A 1,067-nucleotide genomic window follows, 5' to 3' on the forward strand; every position below is an offset into this window, starting at 1 on the left:
ATATATCAACGGCTTCTACAATCCGCGCCGACGGCATTCAGCACTGGGTTGGAAAAGCCCCGTCGCCTTCGAACGGAAAGTGGCCTAAACGAGCACTTGGGGCGGCACAAAAGCGCGACAGGTCCAAATGGTCTTGTTACGTTCAGCTGAAATCTACGGCTCAGAAAAAGGGGCGCACGGTCAAGGCGAAGCTCTCGACGTTTGAGCCATTTGCCAAGCTTCCGGGACCATCATTGCTGGTGGTGTTCAGATTGCACACGGACGGCGAGCCAAAACGCGGCTACGTCATCCCTATTTTCGGCAAGAACCTGGCGCGCGTCTTGCTGCGTTTGCGTCAAGCCGAATCGAAGCGCGACTTTGATCTGGCATCCAAGAATATCTCCTTTGACTATCGGTCCAAGGGACATGAGTTTCAGCTTACAGCGGAGGGGTTGCGCGACGCCCTCCAAAAAGCCGTTGGCGACGACCCGACCGCATATGTCGCTGAGAAACAGCGGCAGCTGCGAGAGCTGGGCTATGAGGACGCAGAGCTTGTTGGTCAGTATACCTTTAAAGTTGATAAAGAGGGTCAGCTGGCGCGCATCTGGTTGGGCTTGGAGCCGATCAACGCATCAGGCCTCAGTGTGTTCGACGCGCGTTTCGGGATCCCGATCCCCTATAGTGGACAACTTTTTGATGACCTCGATCAAATTAAGATGACACCGCCATCAGTGGGCGTTTGGCGTGTCTCAATGAAGGGCCCAGATGTGTTGGACGAGGCGGCCGTGTTTGAGGTTGAGGCGCATGTTGCACCACCGGAACTCGGTGGCCCAATTGCTCTTCTGAAACATCAGGACTTCACGATTGTCATCGAAAAGGACGGACTTCAATTTGAAACTGAGCATGTCTTCGGAAATGCGCTGCGTCCGCTCGATCGATGGTGCACGCTGCTACGTGGACTTGGACCTGTCGCGCTTTTGTGCCGCCCCAAGTGCTCGTTTAGGCCACTTTCCGTTCGAAGGCGACGGGGCTTTTCCAACCCAGTGCTGAATGCCGTCGGCGCGGATTGTAGAAGCCGTTGATATATT

Annotated in this window: 1 protein-coding gene; it reads left to right on the plus strand. The window is 55.0% G+C overall.

The window, feature by feature from the left end:
• Positions 1–1,061 (plus strand): hypothetical protein (locus HKX44_RS19980; protein WP_276153172.1); only part of this gene is annotated, 1,061 nt, incomplete at its 5' end.
• Positions 1,062–1,067: the final 6 nt, after the last annotated feature.

The organism is Sulfitobacter sp. M05 (assembly GCF_029285175.1).
Lineage (GTDB): Bacteria > Pseudomonadota > Alphaproteobacteria > Rhodobacterales > Rhodobacteraceae > Sulfitobacter.